17 protein-coding genes are annotated in these 16353 nt (G+C 69.0%); 11 read left to right on the top strand and 6 right to left on the bottom strand.

The features are described 5' to 3' along the window. Positions 1-46: 46 nt before the first annotated feature. The 3 genes from IHD13_RS10805 to nfo all read right to left on the bottom strand — a co-directional run bounded on the left by IHD13_RS10805 (position 47) and on the right by nfo (position 2176). Positions 47-886: an NrsF family protein gene (locus tag IHD13_RS10805; RefSeq protein ID WP_195861054.1), complete on the bottom strand. Its 840-nt coding sequence runs from the start codon at positions 884-886 to the stop codon at positions 47-49. Then, positions 886-1224 (bottom strand): copper resistance CopC family protein, encoded by a 339-nt coding sequence (locus IHD13_RS10800; protein WP_195861053.1) that lies wholly within the window; start codon positions 1222-1224, stop codon positions 886-888. The genes IHD13_RS10805 and IHD13_RS10800 overlap by 1 nt, the downstream gene beginning before the upstream one ends. 97 nt (positions 1225-1321) lie before the next feature. Then, positions 1322-2176 (bottom strand): deoxyribonuclease IV, encoded by an 855-nt coding sequence (gene nfo / locus IHD13_RS10795; protein ID WP_195861052.1) that lies wholly within the window; start codon positions 2174-2176, stop codon positions 1322-1324. A 115-nt stretch (positions 2177-2291) separates the two neighbouring features. Between nfo and IHD13_RS10790 the strand changes: the two genes are divergently transcribed. Then, on the top strand, positions 2292-3131 hold the full coding sequence (locus tag IHD13_RS10790; RefSeq protein ID WP_195861051.1) for a sterol desaturase family protein: 840 nt from the start codon (positions 2292-2294) through the stop codon (positions 3129-3131). Positions 3132-3160: 29 nt separating this feature from the next. On the opposite strand, the gene IHD13_RS10785 is transcribed toward IHD13_RS10790, so the two are convergent. After that, positions 3161-5290: a methyl-accepting chemotaxis protein gene (locus IHD13_RS10785; protein WP_195861050.1), complete on the bottom strand. Its 2130-nt coding sequence runs from the start codon at positions 5288-5290 to the stop codon at positions 3161-3163. A 214-nt stretch (positions 5291-5504) separates the two neighbouring features. Between IHD13_RS10785 and modA the strand changes: the two genes are divergently transcribed. Genes modA through IHD13_RS10765 form a run of 4 tightly spaced genes read left to right on the top strand, consistent with a single transcriptional unit; the run spans position 5505 to position 8610 of the window. Next, positions 5505-6302, top strand: coding sequence for a molybdate ABC transporter substrate-binding protein (gene modA / locus IHD13_RS10780; RefSeq protein WP_195861049.1), 798 nt, complete (start codon positions 5505-5507; stop codon positions 6300-6302). Next, complete coding sequence (gene modB / locus IHD13_RS10775; RefSeq protein ID WP_195861048.1) at positions 6302-6970, top strand: molybdate ABC transporter permease subunit; 669 nt, start codon at positions 6302-6304, stop codon at positions 6968-6970. Before modA ends, modB begins: the two co-directional genes overlap by 1 nt. After that, positions 6963-8102, top strand: a complete 1140-nt coding sequence (locus IHD13_RS10770; protein WP_195861047.1) for an ABC transporter ATP-binding protein — start codon at positions 6963-6965, stop codon at positions 8100-8102. Before modB ends, IHD13_RS10770 begins: the two co-directional genes overlap by 8 nt. Beyond that, on the top strand, positions 8083-8610 hold the full coding sequence (locus tag IHD13_RS10765; RefSeq protein ID WP_195861046.1) for a DUF192 domain-containing protein: 528 nt from the start codon (positions 8083-8085) through the stop codon (positions 8608-8610). Before IHD13_RS10770 ends, IHD13_RS10765 begins: the two co-directional genes overlap by 20 nt. Here IHD13_RS10765 and IHD13_RS10760 read toward each other — a convergent pair. Continuing rightward, entirely contained in the window at positions 8607-9494 is an 888-nt protein-coding gene (locus IHD13_RS10760) for an EamA family transporter (RefSeq protein ID WP_195861045.1), read from the bottom strand. The genes IHD13_RS10765 and IHD13_RS10760 overlap by 4 nt on opposite strands. Before the next feature lie 207 nt (positions 9495-9701). Between IHD13_RS10760 and IHD13_RS10755 the strand changes: the two genes are divergently transcribed. The 3 genes from IHD13_RS10755 to IHD13_RS10745 all read left to right on the top strand — a co-directional run bounded on the left by IHD13_RS10755 (position 9702) and on the right by IHD13_RS10745 (position 12553). Further along, on the top strand, positions 9702-10712 hold the full coding sequence (locus IHD13_RS10755; protein WP_195861044.1) for a DctP family TRAP transporter solute-binding subunit: 1011 nt from the start codon (positions 9702-9704) through the stop codon (positions 10710-10712). Between the two features lie 64 nt (positions 10713-10776). Then, positions 10777-11256 (top strand): TRAP transporter small permease, encoded by a 480-nt coding sequence (locus IHD13_RS10750; protein WP_195861043.1) that lies wholly within the window; start codon positions 10777-10779, stop codon positions 11254-11256. After that, a complete protein-coding gene (locus tag IHD13_RS10745; RefSeq protein WP_195861042.1) occupies positions 11246-12553 on the top strand; it encodes a TRAP transporter large permease in 1308 nt (435 codons plus the stop codon). The genes IHD13_RS10750 and IHD13_RS10745 overlap by 11 nt, the downstream gene beginning before the upstream one ends. A 24-nt stretch (positions 12554-12577) precedes the next feature. Here IHD13_RS10745 and IHD13_RS10740 read toward each other — a convergent pair whose 3' ends face one another. Further along, positions 12578-13099 (bottom strand): macro domain-containing protein, encoded by a 522-nt coding sequence (locus tag IHD13_RS10740; protein ID WP_195861041.1) that lies wholly within the window; start codon positions 13097-13099, stop codon positions 12578-12580. A gap of 128 nt (positions 13100-13227) precedes the next feature. Between IHD13_RS10740 and IHD13_RS10735 the strand changes: the two genes are divergently transcribed. The 3 genes from IHD13_RS10735 to IHD13_RS10725 all read left to right on the top strand — a co-directional run bounded on the left by IHD13_RS10735 (position 13228) and on the right by IHD13_RS10725 (position 16322). Further along, positions 13228-13464 (top strand): DUF2798 domain-containing protein, encoded by a 237-nt coding sequence (locus tag IHD13_RS10735; protein ID WP_195861040.1) that lies wholly within the window; start codon positions 13228-13230, stop codon positions 13462-13464. A gap of 199 nt (positions 13465-13663) precedes the next feature. Then, positions 13664-15052: a KamA family radical SAM protein gene (locus tag IHD13_RS10730; RefSeq protein WP_195861039.1), complete on the top strand. Its 1389-nt coding sequence runs from the start codon at positions 13664-13666 to the stop codon at positions 15050-15052. A gap of 289 nt (positions 15053-15341) precedes the next feature. After that, positions 15342-16322, top strand: a complete 981-nt coding sequence (locus IHD13_RS10725; RefSeq protein WP_195861038.1) for a TAXI family TRAP transporter solute-binding subunit — start codon at positions 15342-15344, stop codon at positions 16320-16322. The last annotated feature ends 31 nt before the right edge of the window (positions 16323-16353 follow it).

Here is a 16353-nt window from a genome sequence, read left to right as displayed (position 1 = left end):
TTCATCGCTCCTTGATGGATGGGCCACGCCCCAGTATAGCCAGGGATCAGGTCGGGGGCGGGGTCCGGGCCAGCCAGGCCGCCAGGGGCAGCAGCGTCAGCAGCAGCAGGGCCTCCAGGCCCAGGACGCGGCGCAGGTTGCGCTCATGGCCGTCGGGGCGGGGCAACTCCCGGAAGCGGTTCCAGGCCGCGGCCCCCAGGGCCGCGGCCAGCAGGCCCAGCTTGGCCAGCAGCAGTTCCTCATAGGCAGAGGAGAGCGGTGGCCGGGCGCCATGCCACCAGGCGACCAGCAGGCCACTGGCCAGCAGGCCGATCACCAGGGCCAGGGCGAGGTTGCCGACCCTGGATAGCGACGCTCCGAGGGGCGCTCCGCGAGCCAGTCGCAGCAGCAGGCAGAGCACCAGGGCGATCCAGGCCAGGGCGCTGATCAGGTGCACCATCAGCGCCAGCATCGCCGGGTGGCCGCCCGGGGCGCCGAGGGCATGGCCGCCGGCCGCCATCAAGGCCGGAATGGTGGCCAGGGTGGCGCCCAGCATGGCGTAGAGCGCCCGGCGTGGTCGGGGGGCGGTGACGCCGCGCAGTCCCTCCAGCAACAGCAGGGCATAGAGGGCCGGCAGCAAGGGCGTGAAGAGCGCCTGGCCATGGCGGGTCATATGCAAGTACTCCAGGGTCAGGGGCAGCCAGGGCTCCTCCAGGCGTCGGGCCAGGGGCCCGGTGGTGGCCAGCAGCAGGGCCAGGCTCCCCAAGGCCAGCAGCAGGGTGCCGGCCAGGGCGGTGGTCAGGGGAGTGGGGCGCGATTCCCCCAGCCACTGCTGCCCCAGGGCGCAGAGCAGCAGGGTGGCGCCGACCAGCCGCAGCAGTTCGGCGAGCACGTCGGGGGCGAACATCAGGGGGCCAGCGCGAAGGGGAGCCGACCCGAGGTGGTATGGCCATCCTCCGCCAGTACCTGCCAGTCCAGCACATAGGCCCCAGGGGCGAGTCCCTCGGGAAGTGCCAGGCGCACTCGCCGGCGCTCCCCGTCGAGCTCCGGCTCGAGGCGCCATCGCTCGCCGTCATCCAGCAGCACGAAGTCGCTGAAGCGGGGCTGGATGGGCTCGGAGAAGTGCAGCATCAGGGCCGCCCCGTCCAGGGTGCCATCGGGGGCCGGGGTCGAATCGACCAGCCGGGCATGGCCCCAGAGGGGGGCGGCAAGCAGGCAGAGCAGGGGAACGAGTAGCCAGCGCATGGGGTAGCCTCCAGACGAGGGGTGTCGAGACTAGCCTAACCCCTGGATGGCGATCGCGACGGGGGCGCTGTCAACGGCCTGGCCCTCGGATACGGCCTCAGGCGCTGGCGGTCTGCTGCTGGGCCCGCAGCCAGCGAATCTCCTCCGGCCAGATCGCCGGCTCGATGGTCTCGAGGATCAGCGGGATCTCGTCGATGCGCGGGTCGCGCATGATGGTGGTAAAGGCCTCCAGGCCGATATTGCCCTGCCCCAGGCTATGGTGGCGATCGACCCGGCTGGCGAAGCCGCTCTTGGCATCGTTGAGATGCATGCCGCGCAGGTACTGAAAGCCCACCACCGCCTCGAATTCGTCCAGGGTGGCGGTGCAGGCCGCCGCCGTGCGCAGGTCGTAGCCGGCGGCGAAGGCGTGACAGGTGTCCAGGCAGACCCCCACCCGGGCTTTGTCCTCCACCTGGGCGATGATCTCGGCCAGGTGCTCGAAGCGCCAGCCCAGGTTGGTGCCTTGCCCCGCGGTATTCTCGATCACCGCGGTGACGCCCCGGGTACGGCTCAGGGCCTCGTTGATGGAGTCGGCGATGCGGCTCAGGCACTCCGCCTCGCTGATCTTCTTCAGGTGGCTGCCGGGGTGGAAGTTGAGCAGGCTGAGGCCGAGCTGTTCGCAGCGCTGGAATTCGTCGATAAAGGCGTCCCGGGACTTGCGCAGCCCCGCGTCATCCGGGTGGCCCAGGTTGATCAGGTAGCTGTCGTGGGGAAGGATCTGCTTGGGGGCGAAGCCATGCTCCCGGCAGGCGCGCTGGAAGGCGGCGACGGTCGCCTCGTCCAGGGGCTTGGCCTGCCACTGGCGCTGGTTCTTGGTGAAGAGGGCGAAGGCATCGGCGCCGATCTCCACGGCGCGGGCCACCGCCTGGTCGACGCCACCGGCGGCACTGACATGGGCGCCAAGGTATTTCATGGGGACTCACTCGCTGGTTCCGGGAGGCGACCTATCCTAGCATCCGGCGCTAGCCTCCCGGGAATTCTTCCCCCGCTGCGGGTTCCAAGGCGCAGCGCAATGCAAAGGTGACCGCATGAATGCCGAGACTCTGCTGGGGCAGGAGCCGCTGATCCGGCTGAGCCTCTTTCTCACCGTGTTGGTGGCCATGGCGGCCTGGGAAGTGCTGGCGCCGCGCCGGGCCCTGACCGTGGGCAAGGCGTGGCGCTGGGCCAACAATGCCGGGGTCGTTGCCCTGGACACCCTGCTGGTGCGGCTGCTGTTTCCCGCCGGAGCGGTGGCCATGGGCGCCTGGGTGGAGGGGCAGGGCTGGGGGCTGCTGGGCTGGCTGGGGCTGCCCGTCTGGGTGACGGTGCTGCTGGCGGTGGTGGCGCTGGACGGGGTGATCTGGGCCCAGCACTGGGCCTTTCACAAGGTGCCGCTGTTGTGGCGGCTGCACCGCATGCACCATGCCGACCCGGATATCGACGTGACCACCGGGCTGCGCTTTCATCCCCTGGAGATCCTGCTGTCGATGGGCATCAAGCTGGTGGCGATCCTGGCGCTGGGGGCGCCGGCGCTGGCGGTGCTGCTCTTCGAGGTGCTGCTCAATGGCACCTCGCTGTTCAATCACGCCAATGTGCGCCTGCCCGCCGGACTCGACCGTTGGCTGCGCCTGGTGGTGGTGACCCCGGACATGCACCGGGTCCACCACTCCTGGCATCGCGACGAGACCGACAGCAACTTCGGCTTCAACCTGCCCTGGTGGGATCGCCTCTTCGGCACCTACCGCGCCCAGCCCCGGGATGGCCACCGGGGCATGACCATCGGGCTGCATGCCTTCCGCGACCCGCGCTGGTTGCGCCTGGACCGGATGCTACTGCAGCCCTGGAGTCGCGAGGCCGAGGAGGGCGAGGGCCACCCGACTCCTGAGTAGTCCGTGGGGCGGGTGGCGCCGGGCTTGGCTCAGGCTTCCTCGGACAGAAGACGTGAAGGAGGCGTTGCCTGCGGTTGCCAGGCCGGGGCCGCCTCGGCGAGGGTAAAGCCGCCGACGATCCGCGCCAATTGGGTCGATTGCTCCTTCAACTGCGCCGCCGCCGCGCTGGACTCCTCCACCAGGGCGGCATTCTGCTGGGTCATGCGATCCAGCTCCGCCACGGCGATATTCACCTGGCCGATGCCATCGCTCTGTTCGCCGGTGGCGGCGCGAATCTCGCCCAGCCCCTGACTGACCCGCTCGACATGCTCCACCAGGGCACGCATGGTCTCCCCGGCCTGACGGACCTGGTCGGCGCCCTGCCGGGTACGCTGGGCGGAGGCCTCGATCAGTGCCTTGATCTCCCGGGCCGCGGCGGCGGAGCGGCTGGCCAGGTTGCGCACCTCGCCGGCCACCACCGCGAAGCCGCGGCCCTGCTCGCCGGCCCGGGCCGCCTCCACCGAGGCGTTGAGTGCCAGCAGGTTGGTCTGGAAGGCGATCCCGTCCATGACGTTGACGATCTCGGCGATCTGCCGCGAGGAGTCGCGGATCTCGTCCATGCTCTCGACCACTCGGGACACCGCCTCGCCGCCCTGGGCGGCCACCTCGGTGGCTGCCTTGGCCAGGCCGTCGGCCTGGCGGGCGGCCTCGGCGGTCTGTTCCACGGTGCCGGTGATCTGCTCCATGGAGGCGGAGGTCTGCTGCAGGCTGGCGGCGGCATCGTCGGTGCGCCGCGCCAGGTCCTGGCCGCCGTCGGCGATCTCCTCGGCGGCCAGGCGCACCGAGTCGCTGCTGCCGCGCACCTCCACCAGGACGTCATGGATCTTGTCGGCGAAGGCATTGAAGCGGCTGGCTAGGGTCGCCGTCTCGTCGCGACCGGTGACCGGCAGGCGCCGGGTCAGGTCGCCGTCGCCGCTGGCGATCTCGTCCATGCGCGCGGCCAGTTCCCGCAGGGGACGGGCGATGCGGCCACCCAGGCCCCAGGTCGCCAGCAGGCCCAGGCCGGCCACCAGCAGCCCCACTCCGATCATGCCCAGGGTGTCCCGGCGAGTCTGTTCGCCGAGGGTCGCCTGCAGCGCCTGTAATTCCGCCAGTACCGCCGCCTGGGGCAGGCGCACCATCAGCACCCAGGGGGCCTCCTGGGCGGCGATCGCGAAGGGCCAGTAGAGCTCGATCATGCCCTCGTCGGTAAGGAGCTGGCGGGCTTCGCCACTCTCCTGGGCCGCACGCAGATGGGCCCAGCTGGCCTCGCCGAAGGTCGCCCGGGCGCTGTCGCCCAGCTCGCCGCTGGCGGTGGTATCGGCGGCCACGCTGCCTCGGGAGGCCACCAGGGCCAGGCTACCGGCGCCGTCGTAGAGGGCGGCGTTGGCCTCGGTCAGCAACTCCTGAGTGAAGTCCACCGCCAGGTCGGTTCCGGCGATGCCGCGAAACTCGCCGTCCACCAGGATGGGGACATTGAAGGAGGTGACCATGCGCATCACCCCGGCGTAGTCATAGGCGGCGGGATCGATGACGCAGGGGGCACGCCGCTCCCGGGGGCAGAGGTAGTACTCGCCGCGGCGCAGGCCATCGCCAAGGGGCGCTTCGCTCTCCATCAGTGCCTCGTTGAGGGGCGCCAGGCGCAGGCTGCCGTCCGCCTCGCGCACCCACCAGGGGCGAAAGCGGCCGCTGTCATCGTCGAAACCGGTCTGACGACCGGCGAAGCGGGCATCGCGGCCGAAGGCGTCCGGCTCCCAGGCGATATAGGCATCCAGCAGGGCCGGGTTCTCGGCCACCGTCTGGCGCACCAGGCGCGAGACCTCCTCACGACCCAGGCGCAGCGAGGGGCGGCCATCCGCCTCGCGTTGACCGAGCAGGGCATTGGTCTGGGCCAGCTGGTGGGCCAGGGTCAGGGCGCGGTCGAGTTCGCCCTGGATCCGGTTGGCCTGGGCCTCGGCCAGGGCCGCCAGGCGCTGGTGGATGCCGTTTTCCAGCAAGGCTTGGGTCTGGTCGGCCACCACGGCCTGGGTGCGTTGGCCGGCCTGCAGTGCATAGAGCACCAGGGTCGCCACCACGGCGAGGATACAGGCCCCGGCGAGGCTGACCACCAGGGTGCGGAGGGAACGAAAGCGTAGTCGCATGGTGTTTCTCGTTGTCGTTATCGGGGCTCCCTGCATTAGGAGCCGATGGCTCCGCCCTCGACCCTAGCGGCCTGATCGTTGGCGCGCGGCCTGGTGGCGACACGGGCGAAGCTCTCCGCGACATGGCATCATGGTGGCCGCCCTGGGCCTGGGTTTGACTGCATTGACCGATTGGTCAAGTATTGGGTGAATGCTCACTCGGGAGAGAGAAACGATGCGCTTCAAGTGCTTGCTGCTGCTTGCCCTGCTGGTGATACCGGCCGCCCCGGCCCTGGCCTCCGGCATGCCCACCGTGGCCGCCGCCTCTGATCTGCAGTTCGCACTGAGCGAGGTGGCCGATCGCTTCCGCGCCGAGACCGGGCGGCAAGTGCGGCTCAACTTCGGCTCCTCCGGCAACTTCCGTCGCCAGATCGCCCAGGGCGCCCCCTTCGAGCTCTATCTCTCCGCCGATGAGGCCTATGTGGCGGCCCTGCATCAGGAGGGCCATACCGAGGATGCCGGGGTGCGCTATGCGGTGGGGCGCCTGGTCTGGTTGCAGCGCCCGGGGCGTGGCGACCTGCCCGATCCCGAGGATCCCCTGGCCGGGGTGCGCCAGGCCATCGCCGCCCACCAGGCCGGCGAAGGGCGGGCGCGACTGGCCCTGGCCAATCCCCAGCATGCCCCCTATGGAGTGGCCGCCCGCCAGGCGCTGGAGCAGGCCGGCCTGTGGGCGGCGAGTGAACCCCTGCGCATCCTCGGCGAGAACGTCTCCCAGGCCGCCCAGTTCGCCCTCTCCCCGGATGCCCGGGGCGGCCTGGTGGCCTACTCCCTGGCCCTGGCGCCGGCCCTGGCGGAACGCAGCGAGCATGTGTTGATTCCCGAGAGCTGGCATGCCCCCCTCAACCAGCGCATGGCCCTGATCCAGGGGGCCGGGGAGACGGCCCGGGCCTTCTATGCCTATCTGCAGCAACCCGAGGCCCGGGCCATCTTCGCCGACTATGGCTTCACCCTCCCGGATCATGAGGCACCCTGATGGAGTGGACGGCGCTCAGCGTCTCCCTGCAGTTGGCCCTGGCCACCTGTCTGCTGCTGCTGCCCCTGGGGCTCTGGCTGGGGCGCACCCTGGCCACTCGGCGCTTTCGCGGCAAGGCGCTGTGCGAGGCCCTGGTGGCGCTGCCCCTGGTGATGCCGCCCACGGTGCTGGGCTTCTACCTGATGCTGGCCTTCGGCGCCGAGGCCCCCTTCGGTGCCTTCTGGCAGCGCCTCACCGGCAGCGGCCTCAATTTCACCTTCAGCGGCATCCTGCTGGCCTCCCTGGTGGTCAACCTGCCCTTCGCGGTGCAGCCCATCCAGCGCGCCTTCGAGGGGGTGCCGGCGCATCTGCGGGAGGCGGCCTGGTGCAGTGGCCTGTCGCCCTGGCAGACCCTGTGGCGCATCGAGTTACCGCTGGTCTGGCCCGGGGTGATCTCGGCCCTGGCCCTGACCTTCGCCCATACCCTGGGGGAGTTCGGGGTGATCCTGATGGTGGGGGGCGCCATCGACGGCGAGACCCGCACCCTGGCCATCGCCATCTATGATCGGGTGCAGGCCTTCGACGAGTCCGGGGCGGCGGTGATGTCGGCCATGCTGCTGGCGGTCTCCTTCGTCACCATCGGCGTGGTCTATGGGCTGGCGCGGCGCCGGGGAGGGCCCCATGTCTGAGGCCTTGGTGCAAAGCGGGCTGCGGGTACGCCTCGACCAGCGCGCCCCCATTCCCCTGGCGGTGGAGCTGCACTGTGCGCCCGGGGAACTGCTTGCCCTGGTGGGGCCCTCGGGCAGCGGCAAGACCACCCTGCTGCGTGCCCTGGCCGGCCTCTATCGGCCGGCGGGAGGGCGCATCCAGTGCGCCGGCGAGACCTGGTTCGATAGTGACGCCGGGATCTGCCTGAGCCCCCAGCGGCGGCGTATCGGCCTGGTCTTCCAGGACTATGCGCTCTTTCCGCACCTGAGTGCCCTGCACAACGTGATGCTGGCCATGGGCCATCGCCCTGCGGACGAGCGGGAGGCCCGGGCCCGGGAGTGGTTGTCGCGGGTGCGCCTGGCGGGGCTGGAGGGGCGCTACCCGGCGCAGCTTTCCGGGGGCCAGCGCCAGCGGGTGGCGGTGGCCCGGGCCCTGGCCCGGGAGCCCCGGGCCCTGCTGCTGGACGAGCCCTTCTCGGCGGTGGATCAGGTCACCCGGCGGCGCCTGCAGCGTGAGCTGGCCCTGCTGCGGGAGTCCATCGAGATTCCCATCCTGCTGGTGACCCACGACCTGGACGAGGCCGCGGCCCTGGCCGATCGCCTCTGCGTGCTGCATAACGGCCGTAGCCTGCAAGCCGCCTCGCCGGAGCGGCTCTTTCGCCGGCCGGCCTCGCCGCAGGTGGCGCGGCTGCTCGACAAGCACAATGTCTTCGAAGGCGAGATTCGCGGAGCGGGGGACGACACCTGCCTGCAGTGGGGACCGCACCGGCTGCGCCTGGCCACGCCGCCGGCGGTACGCGGCCCCGTTCACTGGTATATTCCCCCCTCGGATGTGCTGCTGCATCGCCGCGACCGCCCCTCCCGGGGCGAGCGGGAGAACCCGGTGAGTGGCACCGTCAGCGAGATGGTGGTGCTGGGGGGGATCACCCTGATCACCCTGAGTTTCCCGCATACCGACGACAGCCTGCGTTTCGAGATCGCCACCCATGCGGCGCGGCGCAACGGCCTGGCCCGGGGTGAGGCGGTGACGGTGTCGCTGCTGGCGGCGGGCCTCCACCTGATGCCCCGCTCGGGGCCACTACAAGGAGAGCAGGATGACGACGAACCGTCGTGAGGTAATCAAGGGGCTGGCGTTGCTGCCAGCCCTGGGCGCGATGCCGGCCCTCTTGCCCGTCGCCCGGGCCGACGAAGCGCCGGGGGGCTTGGCCCGGGCCACCCTGGCGATTCACGCCGCCGAGGGGCCTCGGCGGCTCGAAGTGGAGCTGGCCGAGACCCCGGCCCAGCGGCGCCGCGGCCTGATGGAGCGCGATCACCTGGAGGCCGAGTCCGGCATGCTGTTTCTCTACGACGGCCTGCAGCCTCCGGAGAGCGGCTTCTGGATGTATCGCACGCGGATTCCCCTGGATATTGCCTTTATCGATGCCGCCGGGCGTATCGCCGCCATCCACACCATGACCCCCTGCCATAGCGACGACCCCGGGCAGTGCCGCGCCTACCCGGCCGGGGTGGCCTACCGCGCCGCCCTGGAGGTCAATGCCGGCTACTTCGCCGATAGGGACATCGGCATCGGTGACTGCGTCAGTTGGCCCGGCGCCGCCGCCAGCTGTAGCGTCGAGGGTTAATCGGCCCGGCCTAGCCGGCGGGGAGGGATCTTCTTCTTGCCGGTGCCGAATTTCAGCACGATCAGGGCGATACCCGCGACCACCAGGCCACCACCGGCGAGCTTGTGGATGCCCAGGCCATCGCCCAGCAGCCAGACGCCCAGGAAGACCGCCACCACCGGCACCAGCAGGGTCAGCGGCACCACCCGGTTCACCGGGTGGCGGCGCAGCAGCCCGTACCAGAGCCCATAGGCGACGATGGAAGACATCACCGCGGTGTAGAGGACCGCGCCCCAGCCCGCCCAGCCGGTCTCCCGCAGCGCCGTGAGGTGATCGCTTTCGAAGAGCCAGGAGCCCAGGGCCACCTGGGGAATGGCGAACAGCGCCACCCAGCCGGCCAGGGCCAGGGGCGGTACATTGGGTCCCTGCTTGATCAGCAACTGGGAGATGGCCCAGCCGAGGGCGCTGAGCAGCAGGATGGTCAGCGGCAGGGGCGAGGGCAGGGTGGGGCCGCCGGCCAGTACCACCACCCCGGCGAAGGAGAGCGCCAGCCCCGCCAGGCGCCGCGGACCCAGGCGCTCCTTCAGGAAGATCACCGCCAGCAGGGTGGCGAAGGGGGTGCCCATCTGCACCAGCAGGGCCCCGGTGCCTGCCTCGGCCTGCCCCAGGCCGATAAACAGCAGGGCGAAGTGCAGGCTGCCGAAGGTCACCGAGAGCAGCGCCAGGAAGGGCAACTGATGGCGCGCCACCGGATGGAAGGGCACCAGCAGTGCCGCTACCAGCATAAAGCGCAGAGTGGTCATCAGCAGCGGCGGCAGCTCGGCCACCCCCACCTTGATGACGATGATATTCAGGGCCCAGATGGCGATGACCGCCAGGCCCAGCAGCAGGTCGCGAAGTGGCACGAATTCTTCCCTGACGAAGGCATTGAGGACCCAGGATACCAGGCCGTTGCGGGAAAGGTGTGACGGGGGAGGGGCGACACTCGTCGGTAACGCCTGGGGGCTCACCGGCTTCCTTTCAACGTTGGGCCGCCTACAATGGGCGGGGATCCCTAGCAAAAAAACAGGCTGTCCCGGGACAGGGGCGAGCCGCTACCGCAAGGACACGACATGCACGCCACTTCTCGCCTTACCAAGTTCGCCGCCGTCCTGGCCGGCGCCGCCCTGCTCGGTGCCTCGCTTTCCGCCCAGGCCCGCGAGCTCTCCATCTCCACCGTGCTTTCCGACGCCTTCCCCTGGGGCCAGGCCGCCGAGAAGTGGGCCGAGCTGGTCGAGGAGCGCAGCGAGGGGCGCATCACCATGCGCGTCTACCCCAATGCGCAGCTGGTGGCCGGCGACCAGACCCGCGAGTTCTCCGCCATGCGTTCCGGGCTGATCGATGCCGCCGTGGGCTCCACCATCAACTGGTCGCCCCAGGTGCCGGAGCTCAATCTCTTCTCGCTGCCCTTCCTGCTGCCCGACGAGGCCGCCGTGGATGCGGTGACCGGTGGCGAGGCCGGCGAGACGATCTTCGCGGCCATCGAGTCCCGGGACGTCATCCCCCTGGCCTGGGGCGAGAACGGCTTCCGCCAGCTCTCCAACTCCCGGGGCCCGGTCACCGAGCCCGGCGACCTGGAGGGCCTGAAGATCCGCGTGGTGGGCTCGCCGCTCTTCCAGGACACCTTCACCGCCCTGGGCGCCGACCCCACCCAGATGAGCTGGACCGATGCCCAGCCGGCGCTGACCACCGGCGCGGTGGATGGCCAGGAGAACCCGCTGTCGGTGTTCGATGTGGCGCGCATTGATCAGGTGGGCCAGGAACACCTGACCCTGTGGAACTACATGAACGACCCGCTGATCTTCGCCGTCAATCGCCAGGTGTGGCTGTCGCTGGACGAGGCGGATCGCGAGATCCTGCGCGAGGCGGCCCTGGATGCCGGCCAGTGGGAGATCGCCATGACCCGCGAGCAGGAGACCGAGCGCCTGGCCGCGATCCAGGAGCGTGGCGTGAATGTTGCCGAGCTCTCCGACGATCAGTACCAGGCCTTCGTCGAGGCTACCGCCGAGGTCCACGACAAGTGGGCGCCGCGTATCGGCGAGGCCCTGGTCGAGGCGGCTCGCGAGGCCATCGAGGCGCGCTGAGTCCCGGCGCTGGCCCCTCTCGTCGCCCCCGTTCCCGGGGGCGACGTCATTTCACGAGGTCGACATGAAACCCTTTCCCGATGCCCGGCCGGAGCGCTGGTTGGCCTCCCTGGCCCTGGTGATCATCGCCGTGATCAGCCTCGCCAATGTGGTGACCCGCTACCTCACCGGGGGCTCGCTGGCCTTTACCGAGGAGTTCTCGGTGTTCCTGCTGGTGGTGCTGACCTTCGCCGGCGCCGCCGTGGCCCTGCGCCGCAATGGCCATATTCGTATCGGCCTGCTGGAGCGCGCCCTGCCCTCGGCGCCGCGCAAGGCGCTGATCCTCTTCCAGTGGGCCTGCGGCATGATCGTGCTGGGCCTGATCACCTGGTTCGGCGCCAAGCTCGCCTGGCAGGAGTACCAGTGGCAGTCGCTCTCGCCGGGGCTCGGCCTGCCCCAGTGGTGGTACATCGTCTGGCTGCCGCTGCTCTCGGGAGCGATGCTGATCCGTCAGACCCAGCAGACCCGGGACCGGTTGCGCGGGAGGCTCGACGATGAGTCCTGACCTCTGGATGCTGCTGGCCTTCGCCGGCCTCTTGATCGCCGGGGTGCCGGTGGCCTTCTCTCTGGGCCTGGCCGGCGCCGTGGGTATCCTGGCCGGCCTGCCGCCCATGATGCTGGCGACCCTCGGCACCAACACCTACAACAGCATCGCCAAGTACCCGCTGATCGCCATCCCGCTGTTTATCCTCACCGGCCTGATCTTCGAGCGCTCCGGGGTGGCGCTGCGCCTGGTGCGCTTCGCCCAGGCGCTGATCGGCCCGCGCCACGGCGGCCTGGCCCTGGTGGCGGTGCTGGTGTGCATGATCATGGGCGGCATGAGCGGCTCGGGGCCGGCGGACGCCGCCGCGGTGGCCATGGTGATGCTGCCGAGCATGACCAAGGCGGGCTACCCCAAGCCCTTCTCGGCCACCCTGATCGCCGCCTCGGCCTCCACGGCGATCCTGATCCCGCCCTCGGTGGCGCTGATCCTCTACTCCATCGTGGTGCCCGGGGTCGACCTGCGCGCGCTCTTCGCCGCCGGGCTCTTCCCCGGCATCCTCGCCGGCCTGGCGCTGCTGGTGCCGGCGCTGATCGTCTCGAAACGCCATGGTTGGGAAGGCGGGACGCCGGTGGAGGGCGCCGAACGCCTCAAGGTGGGCGAGACCTTCAAGCAGGCCCTGCCGGCGCTGTTTGCCCCGGTATTGATCCTCGGCGGGCTGCGCTCCGGGCTCTTCACCCCCACCGAGGCCGCCGTGGTGGCGGTGGCCTATGGGGTCATCATCGGCCTCTTCGTGACCCGCGAGATCGGCTGGCGCGACCTCTGGGCGCTGTTCGGCGAGGCGGCGGTGATCTCCGGGGTGGTGATGCTGATCATCGCGCTCGCCGGCATCTTCGCCTGGGCCGGCACCATGCTTGGTACCTTCCGTGGCCTGGCCGAGTGGATCATCGCCCTCACCGACAACGGGGTACTGTTGCTGATCCTGATCATGCTGGCGGTGCTGGCCGCCGGCATGCTGCTGGATGCCATCTCCATCTACCTGATCCTGATGCCGATTCTGATTCCGGTGATGCAGCATTTCGAATGGAATCCGGTATGGTTCGGGATCCTGCTGGCGATGAATATCGCCATCGGCCAGTTCACCCCGCCGGTGGCGGTGAACCTGATGGTGACCACCGAGGTGGCCAGGATCCGCCTGGAGCAGACGGTCGGCTGGGCGCTGCTCTTCGTGGTGGCCATGGCCGGGGCCCTGGCCTTGGTGGCCGTGTTCCCGGAGATCGCCCTCTGGCTACCGCGGGTACTCGGTTACAACGTGGGTTGAGCGTGGGCCAGGAGGGCAGGGGGGCTATTGCCCGGCTTGCAGGGTATCCAGCACTTGCCGGTGGAGCTCGGCGGCCGCGGCGTCGAAGAGCACGAAGCGGACCAGGCCAAGGTGCTCGCCATGGCGCCCGCTCTCCCTGACCGTGCTCAGGGCGATACGGGCGGCCTCCGCCATGGGGTAGCCGAAGGCGCCGGTGGAGAGGGCGGGGAAGGCCAGGGAGTCGAGGCGCTGGGCCTCGGCCAGCGCCATGGCGTTTCGGTAGCAGGCCGCCAGCAGCTCGTCGGAGGGTTCGTCGACCCCGTAGACCGGGCCCAGGCAGTGGATCACATGACGATTGGGCAGACCGAAGGCAGGGGTGATCACCGCCTGGCCGGGCTGGATCGGTGCCAGGGGGCGGCAGGCCGCCTCCAGCTCGGGGCCGGCGGCGCGATGCAGGGCGCCGGCCACGCCGCCGCCGGGACGCAACTGGGCATTGGCGGCGTTGACCACCGCCGCCACGTCGGTTTGCCGGGTAATATCGCCCTGGCGGCACTCGATCTTCAGCATGGAGCCCCCGATCACATTGACCACTCGATACAGTGTGGTGTGCCTCCTCGATCCGGCGCAAGGCAGCTGTTCAGGCGGCAAGGCTTCTGGTCTAATAATGAGCCCGATAACGATCATGGAGACGCCGAATGCTGTTCCCGCCCCGCTATGCCCCCCTGGTCTTCTCGGTGCTGATGTCGCTCTATATGGTCACCCTGATGACCTTCCTGATCACCTGGGTCAATACCGGCCTGGCCGACGGCTTCCTGGGGCGCTGGTGGCGTGCCTTCTATATCGCCTGGCCCATCGCCTTCTCGCTGATCCTGGTCGGTGCGCCCCGCCTGCAGCGCCTCGCCGCCAAGTTGATCCGCCACCCGAGCCGATGAACGAAGTGTGGCGAAAAGGCCGCTAATGCGTGACATTTGTTGCAAAATGATGCGGAAATTTGCAACCCCTTTCCCAAGCCTGTATCAATAGCCCTCCCCTAAGACACCATGGCCTGTCTGCCTCCCCTGCATGAGGCGAGACGGCCGCCCCGCGCCTGCGGCGAGGCGGTCCGGCCGTGATAGACAAAGAGGAGATGGCATGAACCAGCGAGTGAACATCGAGCTCGGCAGCCCCGAGGCCGAGGCCTTCGAGGCCCGCCAGTTCAAGGTCTATACCCACCGTCAGCTGGACAAGATCACGGCGATCCAGGCACTGCCCGAGACGCTGCGCTTCGAGATGAAGGTGGTCAGCCAGGTATTGCCGTTCCGGGTCAACGAATACGTGATCGACGAGCTGATCGACTGGGACGCCGTGCCCAATGATCCGGTCTTCCAGCTCACCTTCCCCCAGCGCGGCATGCTGCGCCCCGAGCACTTCGACGAGGTCGCCGCCCTGGTGCGCCGCGACGCCCCCGCCGACGAGCTCAAGCCGGTGGTGGAGCGCATTCGTGGCGAGCTGAACCCTCACCCGGCGGGGCAGATGGACCTCAACCTGCCGCTGCTGGATGGCGAGCCGCTGCCCGGCATGCAGCACAAGTATCGCGAGACGGTGCTGTTCTTTCCCAGCCAGGGGCAGGTGTGCCACAGCTACTGCACCTTCTGCTTCCGCTGGGCGCAGTTCGTCGGCGACAAGGACCTCAAGTTCGCCGCAAGCGACGCCGGCTCCCTGCATCGCTACCTGGCCGAGCACACCGAGGTCACCGACCTGCTGATGACCGGCGGTGATCCCATGGTGATGAAGGCCAAGCATCTGCGGATGTACCTGGAGGGGCTGATGGCCCCGGAGCTGGACCATGTCCAGGATATCCGCATCGGCTCCAAGAGCCTGACCTTCTGGCCCTACCGCTTCGTCACCGACCCGGACGCCGAGGAGATCCTCGAGCTCTTTCGCGAGCTGACGGCGGCCGGCAAGCACGTCGCCTTCATGGCGCACTTCAACCACTGGAAGGAGATGGAGACCCCCATCTGCCGTGAGGCGATCCGCCGTATCCGCGCCACCGGGGCGGAGATTCGCACCCAGGCGCCGCTGCTCAAGCACATCAACGACGATGCCGATCAGTGGGCCCGGATGTGGACCACCCAGGTGCGCCTGGGGATGATCCCCTACTATCTGTTCGTCGAGCGTGACACCGGTGCCCGCCACTACTTCGAGGTGCCGCTGGTGCGCGCCTGGGAGATCTACCGCGAGGCCATCAAAACGGTGCCGGGCCTGGCGCGTACCGCCCGGGGGCCGTCGATGTCCGCCGACCCGGGCAAGGTGGAGATCCAGGGGGTGACGGAAATCCAGGGCGAGAAGGTCTTCGTGCTGCGCTTTATCCAGGGCCGCGACAGCGACTGGGTGCAGCGGCCCTTCTTCGCCAAGTACGACGAGACCGCCACCTGGCTCAACCACCTGGAGCCCGCCCTCGGCGAGCGCGAGTTCTTCTTCGAGGCCGAGTTCGCCGCCATGAAGGACGAGAAGCAGGCGCTGATTACCAAGGCCGGCTGAATCCGGTAGCTGTTCGTCGACGCCGCCGCCGTGACCTCGGCGGCGGCGTCGCTGTCTCTGGCGTGCGTTAAACGTTTGACTCAGTGTAAAATTAGGCTTTAGTAAAGAGTGCTTGTGGCCGGCGTGATGCCCTCGATCAGGGGGCGTCGTTGAATCGAGGCGATGCCTCGGGGCTGCGTCGTCGCCGTGGGTGAACTATCTTCATGCTGAACCCCGAGTATGGGTGTCCGCCGTGGCGGGGATTCGCCGCGAGGCGCCTGGGGGACCAACCATGCCAAGAGGTGTCTAGATGAAACGTCATGTCTTCTCTGCCGCCGCCGTCTCCGGTGCCCTGCTGGGCGCCGCGGCCTTTTCCGCTCCGGCGGTGGCCCAGGATCGCTTTATCACCATCGGTACCGGCGGCCAGACCGGCGTCTATTATGTGGTGGGCCAGTCGGTGTGCCGGATGGTCAATCGGGGCAGCGACGAGCACAACATCCGCTGTAACGCGCCTTCCACCGGCGGCTCGGTGGCCAACGTCAACGGCATGAAGAGCGGCGAGCTGGACATGGGCGTCGTGCAGTCCGATGTCCAGTACCGTGCCTATCATGGCGAGGCCAACTTCGAGAACGACGGTGCCTGGGAGGAGATGCGTGCCGTCTTCACCATGCATGGCGAGCCGCTGACGGTGGTGGCCCGGGCCGACTCCGGCATCTCGCATATCTCCGACTTCCCCGGCAAGCGGGTCAATATCGGTAACCCGGGCTCTGGCCAACGCAACACCATGAACGTGGTGATGGATGCCATGGGCTGGGATACCGGCGTCTTCTCCCTGGCCTCCGAGCTGGATGCCGCCGAGCAGGCCGCGGCCCTCTCCGACAACAACATCGATGCCATGGTCTATGTGGTGGGCCACCCCAACGGCTCCATCCAGGAGGCCACCACCACCGTGGATGCGCGCCTGGTGCCGGTGACCGGCGAGGAGATCGATGCCCTGGTCGAAGCGTATCCCTACTACACCCGCGCGCTGATTCCCGGCGGCATGTACCGCGGCAATGACGAGGACGTCGAGACCTTCGGGGTCGCCGCCACCTTCGTGACCCACGAGGGCGTCGACGAAGAGGTCGTCTACGAGACCGTCAAGGCGGTATTCGAGAACTTCGATCGCTTCAAGCGCCTGCACCCGGCCTTCGAGAACCTGGACGAGGAGAGCATGATCTCCGACGGTCTCACTGCGCCGCTGCACGACGGGGCCGCCCGCTACTATCGTGAGCGTGGCTGGATCGAGTGATCCCGGCCCGATAACGGGGAAGGTTTCCCTT

Origin of the sequence: Halomonas sp. 328 (assembly GCF_015645095.1) — a bacterium.
In the GTDB taxonomy this organism is placed as follows: Bacteria; Pseudomonadota; Gammaproteobacteria; order Pseudomonadales; family Halomonadaceae; genus Bisbaumannia.
The sequence above is the reverse complement of the archived record's forward strand: the minus strand, read 5'-3'. Positions and strand labels throughout refer to the sequence as shown.